Source organism: Photorhabdus kayaii, assembly GCF_025384895.1.
Classification (GTDB): Bacteria; Pseudomonadota; Gammaproteobacteria; order Enterobacterales; family Enterobacteriaceae; genus Photorhabdus; species Photorhabdus kayaii.
In genome coordinates this window covers 1-6554 of record NZ_JAJAFZ010000117.1, presented here as the reverse complement: position 1 = coordinate 6554, position 6554 = coordinate 1, and the positions used below count along the sequence as shown (strand labels likewise).

Sequence of the window (6554 nt, the reverse complement as noted above, 5' to 3'; positions counted from 1 at the left end):
TTTGTTCGTGGATATTTTCGGCTATGAAGTATGTTTTTTAATGTGAAACAGATCAATTTTTCATGAAACATGTTTCAGATGGTGAAAAATAATTTTCACCATTTCAAGGTATATCCAAACATTTGTTAGCTTTCGATAAGGGTTTACTTAGTGCTTTGTTTTGTTGAATTTATTTCTAGCATAAAACATCGGTTGATTATTAATATGAAAGAAAAAAGATTTTTCAACAGGATTTAATTTGATGGTTATCACATAAAATAGGGCTGATAATCCAGTCATAGACTCTTACGATCACTCTCCCAACTTAGTTGTAAAATAAAAAATCCCGCTTTACTATTTTTCTTTTAACACATAAAACAAACGTGTATTTAAGAGCAAACAAGTGTCCAAAAATGACGAATCGGGAAAAACAAATATTGCAACTTCTGAGACGAGATCCGTTAATTCCACAGCAGGAAATTGCTGATGTTTTAGGTATAAGTCGCTCCGGTGTTGCTGGTCATATTATGAATTTAATGAATAAGGGATATATAAAAGGTAAAGGTTATATTTTATCTGATCATAATTATGTGGTGACAGTTGGTTCTATTAATATGGATGTTTACGGTTATGCATCGGGTAAACTTATTTATCAAGATTCTAACCCAGGAAAAATAAAATGTACCCCAGGTGGTGTAGGAAGAAATATTGCTCAAAATATCGCGTTATTAGGTAAAGAATGTCATCTTATTTCTGTAGTTGGCGATGATTTCTATGGTAGCACTTTACTGGATCAGGCCAAATGCGCAGGTGTTAATGTCAACTATTGCTATAAGTTTTATGGTGAAAATACCTCGACATATGTCTCCTTATTAGATGACGGTGGTGAGATGTTGGTTGCCATCAATGACATGCATATTTTGGAAAAACTGACGCCATCGTTGTTAGCGAATCATTGTGATCTTATTCAGCACGCTGGCGTACTGGTTATTGATTGCAATTTATCTGAAGAAGCTTTGGTTTGGCTGTTGACTAATGCCGGAACGGTACCGGTATTTGTGGATACAGTATCCGCATTTAAAGCACCTAAGATTAAAAACTGGCTTTCCTATATCCACACCTTAAAACCTAATTGTCTGGAGGCGGAAGCACTGAGTGGAATGAAAATCACCCAACCTACCGATGTTCCGGCAGTGGCGCGGTGGTTTCACGATCAAGGTGTACAGCGGTTGGTACTCAGCATGGGCGTAGAAGGTGTCTACTTTAGTGAAAGTAATGGTGTGGCAGGCTGGTCACTTCCCATCAGTATCAAGATTGTCAATGTAACAGGTGCCGGAGATGCCATGATGGCTGGGCTGGTGAACTGCTGGCTAGAAAATATGACGCTGGCAGAAAGTGTTCGCTTTGCTCAAGGATGCTCCGCACTCACGCTCTCTTGCGAATTGACCAATAATCCAAATCTGTCAAATGGCAGTGTCCAAAAACTGTTGGAATTACAATTATGAAAAATCATGCTATTAGCAATGAATATTTGGATATTTCCCCGGAAGTTACAGAGGCATTAGAGAATAACCGACCGGTTGTGGCGTTGGAATCTACCATTATTGCTCATGGAATGCCTTACCCGCAAAATATAAAGACTGCGCTACAAGTTGAGCAGAAAATCAGGGAAAATGGCGCTATTCCTGCAACAATTGCTGTTATCAATGGGATGATGAAAGCAGGTCTGTCGCATGAAGAAATAGCGTTTTTGGGTAGAGAAGGTGACAAGATAACTAAAGTCAGTCGTCGTGATTTACCCTTTGTTATCGCGGCCGGAAAAAATGGCGCGACGACGGTAGCTTCTACCATGATTATTGCGGCAATGGCCGGGATTAGAATCTTCGCTACCGGTGGTATTGGTGGTGTGCACCGGGGAGCGGAACAGACTTTTGATATTTCGGCCGATTTACAGGAATTGTCGAAAACCAGTGTCGCGGTAGTCTGTGCTGGTGCTAAATCCATTTTGGATCTTGGCCTGACAACAGAATATCTTGAAACTCATGGCGTACCACTAATTGGCTATCAAACTCACGCTTTACCGGCGTTTTTCTGTCGTACCAGCCCATTCCCCGTCAATATTCGTCTGGATTCTCCAGAACAGATAGCTCAGGCGATGGCAGTAAAATGGGATACTGGATTACAGGGCGGTTTGGTCGTTGCTAATCCGATCCCTGAGCCATACGCCATGCCGGAAGCGGAGATCAATGCTGCTATCGAACAGGCAGTACGCGAATCCATAGAACAGAGAGTAAATGGAAAAGCGTGTACGCCGTTTTTGTTAGCTAGAGTTTCTGAGTTAACCGGGGGCAATAGCCTATCTTCCAATATTCAGTTAGTGCTTAATAACGCTGAACTGGCAGCGAAAATTGCTTGTTGTTATTGGGAACGCGGCATGTGAAATCTGTTTCAAAAAGTTGCGGCTAGAAAATAAGGGGCTAACTGAGCCCCTATCTATGAATTATGCCTCTTTCTTCAATATAGGTTTTAGGAAACGTGCAGTATGTGATTTTTCACATTTGGCGACCTCTTCTGGTGTACCAGAAATCAGAACTTCACCGCCGCCGCTACCTCCTTCTGGGCCAAGATCCACGATCCAGTCAGCGGTTTTTATCACATCAAGGTTATGTTCAATAACCACAATGGTATTCCCTTGATCGCGTAACTGATGCAGAACCGCTAATAGTTGCTGAATATCAGCAAAATGCAAACCTGTTGTTGGCTCATCAAGAATATATAACGTCTGCCCAGTTCCGCGTTTGGATAGTTCACGCGCCAGTTTTACTCGCTGCGCTTCACCGCCTGATAACGTTGTTGCTGATTGTCCCAGACGGATGTAAGAAAGGCCAACGTCCATGAGGGTTTGCAGTTTACGGGCCAGAGCAGGAACTGCATCAAAGAATTCGCGAGCTTCTTCGATCGTCATATTCAAGACTTCATTGATATTCTTGCCCTTATATTTGACTTCCAGTGTTTCACGGTTATAACGTTTACCTTTGCACTGATCACAAGGGACATAAATATCAGGCAAGAAGTGCATTTCTACCTTAATAACGCCATCACCTTGGCAAGCTTCACAGCGTCCACCTTTAACGTTAAAACTGAATCGTCCAGGTGTATAACCACGGGTGCGTGATTCAGGTACGCCAGCGAATAATTCCCGGACTGGTGTAAAGATGCCGGTATAAGTTGCCGGGTTAGAGCGGGGAGTTCGGCCAATCGGGCTCTGGTCAATATCAATCACTTTATCGAAATGCTCTAGCCCTTGAATATCGATATAAGGCGCAGGGGTGATATTGGTTGCGCCATTTAACTGGCGTTGTGCAATCGGAAACAGCGTATCATTGATTAACGTCGATTTACCGGAACCAGAAACCCCGGTAATACAAGTAAATAACCCAACTGGCAGATTGAACGTCACATTTTTCAGGTTATTACCTTTCGCTCCGATCAGTTTCAGCACCTTTTTCGGATCTGCCGGGATACGCTTCTCTGGGATGGCAATTTCACGCTCTCCACTCAGGAATTGACCTGTTAGTGAATCTTTGCTCACCATAATGTCTTTAACTGTGCCTTCCGCGACGATTTCACCGCCATGAACACCTGCACCGGGGCCGATATCAATGATATGGTCGGCAGCCCGGATGGCATCCTCATCATGCTCAACCACAATCACGGTATTTCCCAGATTGCGCAAGTGGATTAGTGTTTCCAGCAGGCGTTCATTATCCCGCTGGTGCAACCCGATAGAAGGTTCATCAAGTACATACATCACTCCCACTAAACCTGCACCAATCTGGCTGGCAAGGCGGATACGTTGAGCTTCGCCACCGGACAGAGTTTCGGCAGAACGGGAGAGCGTCAGATAATTCAGACCAACATTAACCAGGAATTTCAGACGGTCATGGATCTCTTTCAGTACTTTTTCAGCAATTTGTGCACGTTGACCGCTGAGTTTAATGTTTTGGAAAAAATCCATCGCATGGCCGATACTGAAATCAGAGATCTCCGGCAGAGTGGTATTCTCAATAAATACGTAACGGGCTTCTTTACGTAAGCGAGTTCCGTGGCAGGAAATACATGAACGATTACTAATATATTTCGCCAATTCCTCCCGAACGGCAGTGGATTCCGTCTCTTTATAACGGCGTTCCATATTATGCAGTACACCTTCGAACGGATGGTTACGCACTGTGGTATCGCCACGGTCATTGGTGTATTTAAATTCGATGGATTGTTTACCGGAACCGTACAACACCACTTTCTGAATATTGGTGCTGAGGGAATTGAAGGGTGCTTCGATATCGAATTTATAATGCTCTGCCAATGAACATAGCATCTGGAAATAGTAGAAATTACGGCGATCCCAGCCACGAATTGCACCACCGGCCAGGGAGATATCACCATTCTGAATGACTCTATCAGGATCAAAAAATTGCTGAATACCTAAACCATCACAAGTAGGGCAAGCCCCGGCAGGGTTGTTAAAAGAGAATAGGCGTGGTTCCAGCTCACTCATGCTGTAGCCACATGCAGGACACGCAAAGTTAGCGGAGAAAATCAGCTCTTCGGCTGTATTATCATCTATATTGGCGACAATAGCGGTGCCGCCTGAAAGTTCCAGCGCTGTTTCAAAAGATTCAGCGAGGCGTTGTGCCAGATCGGCACGAACTTTAAAGCGATCAATGACCACATCAATGGTGTGTTTCTTCTGTAATTCTAATTTCGGCGGATCGGATAGATCACAGACTTCACCATCAATACGGGCGCGGATATAACCTTGTGCTGCCAGATTATCCAACAATTTAGTATGCTCGCCTTTTCGCTCTTTGACGATAGGCGCCAGCAACATCAGGCGATGACCTTCTGGCAGTGTTAGCACATTATCTACCATCTGACTAACAGTTTGTGCCGTCAATGGAATATCGTGATCTGGGCAACGAGGTTCACCTACGCGGGCAAACAGCAAACGCAGATAATCATGAATTTCGGTAATAGTCCCTACGGTTGAGCGTGGGTTATGGGAAGTGGATTTCTGCTCAATAGAAATGGCCGGGGATAATCCTTCAATATGGTCAACATCGGGTTTCTCCATCAGTGACAGAAACTGGCGCGCATAAGCTGAAAGCGATTCCACATAGCGACGTTGCCCCTCGGCATAAAGCGTATCAAATGCCAGAGAAGACTTACCTGAGCCGGACAAACCGGTGATAACGATCAGCTTGTCTCGGGGAATTATCAGATTGATATTTTTGAGATTGTGGGTACGTGCGCCCCGAACTTCGATGTTGTCCATGAACCATTTCCCGGATTATTCATACGTGCATATACCCGTTATCTTTCAAGTTGCCTCTTTGTTGGCTGCACTCGCTCACCCCGGTCACATAGTTTGCTATGCTCCCGGGGATTCACTCCCTTGCCGCCGCGATGCATCTTGAAATCCATAGGGTATATAATAATAAGTGAGTTATTATTACACAGAGTTGACTGATTAGATATACAGTGTTTAAGTGAAATAATGTAATAAGTACGGAATTAAATTACGGGGAGCTTCGCAAAGTCTGCTTTAAAGCGGCTGCGTTTCATTTTTAGCGTCGCATGTTAAACTGTGTTGCTTAATAATTGTAGAAATTCATTTCATCAGGAGTATTCCCAATGGCCAGCAGAGGCATAAACAAAGTTATTTTAATCGGTAACCTGGGGCAAGACCCGGAAGTCCGCTATATGCCAAACGGCGGTGCAGTGACTAACATTACTTTGGCGACTTCTGAAAGCTGGCGAGATAAACAGACCGGCGAGATGAAAGAGAAGACTGAATGGCACCGGGTTGTTTTATTTGGCAAACTGGCGGAAGTCGCGGGTGAATACCTGCGTAAAGGTTCACAGGTTTATATTGAAGGTTCTCTGCAAACCCGCAAATGGCAGGATCAGAACGGTCAGGAGCGTTACACCACGGAGGTGGTGGTAAACATGGGCGGTACCATGCAAATGTTGGGCAGCCGTGCTGGTGGTGGTAGTTTCCAGGATAGCCAACCACAAGGCGGCAGTTGGGGACAGCCACAGCAGCCACAACCACAGCAACAATCTCAGCAGTTCAGCGGCGGCGGCGCTCCTTCGCGTCCAGCTCAATCCTCTGCTCCACAAAGCAATGAACCACCAATGGATTTTGATGATGATATTCCGTTTTAGAGTTTTAATTTTTCATTGTTTTTCATTGTAAAACAATTGGTTATGTTGTGTTGTCGTGATAATCATAGGCGGTTGGAGCGCCTATTACAAGCTTGACTAATCCTTACCCAGTAATGGGTTTGCACTTCGAAAGAGGGAGGGGAGTGTAGCATGTCAGGAAAAGGCTGGTTGCGGGGAAATAACCTACTTTGCGCCAGCCACTCTTGTTTTACCTAAACATATGCTCTTCTGCAACAGGTTGACGTCTACGCTATCGACAAGAGTTCAGACATGGGAGACGGTTGCTTGCTGGACACTTACATTCAAAATGTGGAAGGCCCATTTTTAACCCATTATTGACATTCATA

At 44.3% G+C, this 6554-nt stretch carries 4 protein-coding genes; 3 read left to right on the top strand and 1 reads right to left on the bottom strand.

Going from position 1 to position 6554, the window contains the following annotated elements; translation table 11 throughout:
- Positions 1–392 precede the first annotated feature (392 nt).
- Complete coding sequence (locus tag LGZ98_RS22735; RefSeq protein ID WP_113043557.1) at positions 393–1484, top strand: PfkB family carbohydrate kinase; 1092 nt, start codon at positions 393–395, stop codon at positions 1482–1484.
- Positions 1481–2419, top strand: a complete 939-nt coding sequence (locus LGZ98_RS22730; RefSeq protein ID WP_113043558.1) for a pseudouridine-5'-phosphate glycosidase — start codon at positions 1481–1483, stop codon at positions 2417–2419. Before LGZ98_RS22735 ends, LGZ98_RS22730 begins: the two co-directional genes overlap by 4 nt.
- A gap of 60 nt (positions 2420–2479) precedes the next feature.
- Here LGZ98_RS22730 and uvrA read toward each other — a convergent pair whose 3' ends face one another.
- Positions 2480–5314, bottom strand: a complete 2835-nt coding sequence (gene uvrA, locus LGZ98_RS22725; protein ID WP_113043559.1) for an excinuclease ABC subunit UvrA — start codon at positions 5312–5314, stop codon at positions 2480–2482.
- A 359-nt stretch (positions 5315–5673) separates the two neighbouring features.
- On the opposite strand from uvrA, the gene LGZ98_RS22720 reads away from it, so the two are divergent.
- Positions 5674–6207 (top strand): single-stranded DNA-binding protein, encoded by a 534-nt coding sequence (locus LGZ98_RS22720; RefSeq protein ID WP_262978641.1) that lies wholly within the window; start codon positions 5674–5676, stop codon positions 6205–6207.
- Positions 6208–6554 lie beyond the last annotated feature (347 nt).